The organism is Mesorhizobium sp. M4B.F.Ca.ET.089.01.1.1 (assembly GCF_004022605.1).
Lineage (GTDB): Bacteria > Pseudomonadota > Alphaproteobacteria > Rhizobiales > Rhizobiaceae > Mesorhizobium > Mesorhizobium abyssinicae.
The window spans coordinates 1-2,767 of record NZ_RZOS01000610.1; the positions used below are offsets into that span (position 1 = coordinate 1).

3 protein-coding genes are annotated in these 2,767 nt (G+C 65.9%); all 3 read left to right on the plus strand.

Going from position 1 to position 2,767, the window contains the following annotated elements; translation table 11 throughout:
* The coding region (locus tag EN780_RS31510; protein ID WP_128276220.1) for an MFS transporter at positions 1-702 on the plus strand (702 nt) is incomplete at its 5' end.
* Positions 703-816: 114 nt separating this feature from the next.
* Positions 817-2,061 carry an MFS transporter gene (locus EN780_RS31515; protein ID WP_127311464.1) on the plus strand — a complete coding sequence of 415 codons (1,245 nt, stop codon included), beginning with the start codon at positions 817-819 and terminating at the stop codon, positions 2,059-2,061.
* Positions 2,062-2,133: 72 nt separating this feature from the next.
* The coding region (gene rnd / locus EN780_RS31520; protein ID WP_128276221.1) for a ribonuclease D at positions 2,134-2,767 on the plus strand (634 nt) is incomplete at its 3' end.

Below are 2,767 nucleotides of genomic sequence, written 5' to 3' on the forward strand. Positions count from 1 at the left end.
ATGATGCTCTTTCTCGGCGGCTACGAGCCGGCGCCCGCCCGCCACGCCGGCAGCGGCGATGCCGCGCCCATGTTCGCGCGGCCGACACTGCCGATCCTGGTCCTGGTCGCGGTGACGCTGTCGGCGATGCTGCTGGAAGGCGCCAGCATCGACTGGTCGGCGATCTACATGCGCACCGTATTCGGCACCGGCCCCTTCGTCGCCGGCTTCACCGTGGCGCTGTTCGCGTTCTCGCAAGCGACCACCCGCTTCTTCGCCGACAGTTTCGTCGATCGCCACTCGCCGAGCGGCGTGGCGCGCGTGCTGCTGGCGACAATGGCGGCGGGCGTGCTTTTGGTCTTCCTGTCGCCGGCGCCTTTTTTCTCGTTGCTGGGCTTTGCGCTTCTGGGCATCGGCACCAGCGCCATCTTCCCGCTGGCGATCTCAGCCGCCGCGCAGCGCACGGACCGCTCCGCGGCAATAAATGTCGCGGCGCTGTCGCAGATCTCCTTCGTCGCCTTCCTGCTCGGCCCGCCGCTGCTCGGCTTCGTCTCCGACCATTGGGGCATCCGCTCGGCCTTCGGCATCGGCATCCCGTTCATCGCGCTGAGCCTGCTGACCGCGGGTTCGCTCGGACGCCGGCCGGCCAAGTCCGCCGCGCCGGCTGGCGAGGCGGCCGATCCGGCGCGGGCGAGAGTGTTGGCCCCGGCGGGCAAGGCCTGAGCGTCGCTCCCAATACGGCCCCTAAGCAAGCCGCCATTGGCCCCACAATTGCCGCTGGCATTGGCGGTAGCGATGGTCCAAGAAGGATCACCAACATGTGATTGCCTTCCCGTTATGTCCTCGATACGCCCGCTGATCCCCCTCCTCATCGCCGCCGGCATCCTGCTTGGCGGCAACGGGCTGCAGGGTACACTGATCGCGCTGCGCGGCGCGCAGGAAGGCTTTTCCGCCCCCGTGATCGGACTGATGGGGACCTTCTACTTCGCCGGCTTCCTGCTCGGCTGCCTGGCCGTCACCCGCATCCTGAAGGCGGTCGGCCATGTCAGGACCTTCTCGGCGCTCGCCGCCACCGCTTCGGCCGGTACACTGCTCCTGGTGCTGGTCATCGATCCTGTCATGTGGTGCGCGGTGCGCTTTGCCGGCGGTTTCTGCTTCGCCGGCCTGTTCACCGTAATGGAAGCCTGGCTGAACTCCGGCGTCACCAACAAGGACCGAGCGCGCGTGCTTGCCATCTACCGCATGGTCGACATCGGCTCGGTCACCAGCGCGCAGTTCCTGATACCGATCTTCGGCGCCGGCGGCTTCGCCATCTTTGCCATCATGTCGATGATGATCACGCTGTCGCTGGTGCCGGTCTCGCTCGGCGACCGCTCCAACCCGACGCCGCCGGAAGACGTCAAGCTCGACCTGCCGCGCGTCTGGCGCATCTCGCCGCTCGGCTCGATCGGCTGCATCGCGGTCGGCGTCACCAACAGCGCCTTCCGCACGCTCTCGCCCGTCTATGCCGAGCAGATCGGGATGTCGGTCGCCGATGTCGTCACCTTCGTCAGCGTCGGCATCTTCGGCGGCGCCCTGATCCAGTATCCGCTCGGCTATCTCTCCGATCGCCGGGACCGGCGCTCGGTGCTGCTGGCGACCACCTGCTGCGCCATGCTTGCAGCACTGGCACTGGTGTTCCTGGCGGGCGCCGACCCGTTCCTCAACTTCGTCATCGTCTTCATCTTCGGCAGTTTCGCCATGCCGCTCTTTTCGCTGTCGGCGGCGCATGCCAACGACCGCGCCGACAAGGGCGAGTTCGTGCTGATCAACGCGGCCCTGATGCTGTTCTATTCGTTCGGCGCCATCGGCGGCCCGTTCGCGGCCTCGGCGGCGATGCAATATTTCGGACCGGGCGCCCTGTTTGTGTTCAGTGCCATGGTCTACGCGGTGCTGATCCTCGTCATTCTTTACCGCATGCAGGTGCGCTCCGGCGTGCCGGCCGACAGACGCAGCCCTTTCACCGCGCTCTTGCGCACATCGACGGTGTTCGCGCGGCTGGCGCGGCGCAGCGGCGATTCCGATGGATCGAGCGAGCCTTGACCTTGCGGCGGCTTGACGAAAGCGCCCGCGGCTGAAATTGAAAGGGACCTAATTTTTCTTAAAAGCGATTTGATGCACGTCATCACCACCCAAGCTGAGCTCGAGAGCGCCATCGCCGCGTTCGAAAAGTCGGAATTCGTCACCGTCGATACCGAGTTTATCCGCGAGACGACATTCTGGCCGATCCTGTGCCTGATCCAGATGGCCGCGCCCGGCCTGACCGCGCTGATCGACCCGCTCGCGCCCGACATCGACCTGAAACCGTTCTTCCGGCTGATGGCCAACGAAGCCGTGGTCAAGGTCTTCCACGCGGCGCGCCAGGACATCGAAATCATCGTCCATCTCGGCGATCTCATGCCGCACCCGGTGTTCGACACCCAGGTGGCGGCGATGGTCTGCGGCTTCGGCGACAGCGTCTCCTACGACCAGCTGGTGCAGCGCATCACCGGTGCCCGGCTCGACAAATCCTCGCGTTTCACCGACTGGCGCCACCGGCCGCTCTCCGACAAGCAGCTCGACTATGCGCTCGCCGACGTGACCCATCTGATCGACGTCTACAAGAAGCTCAGCGCCGAGCTGAAGCGCGAGAACCGCGCCCACTGGCTCAACGAGGAAATGGAGGTGCTGACCTCGCGCCAGACCTACGATCCGCACCCGGAGGACGCCTGGAAGCGGCTGAAGATGCGGCTGCGCAAGCCACAGGAGC

Bases quoted from the DNA above. Each gene is read 5' to 3' on its own strand.
- EN780_RS31515 (WP_127311464.1), top strand. From the start codon at position 817: ATGTCCTCGATACGCCCGCTGATCCCCCTCCTCATCGCCGCCGGCATC.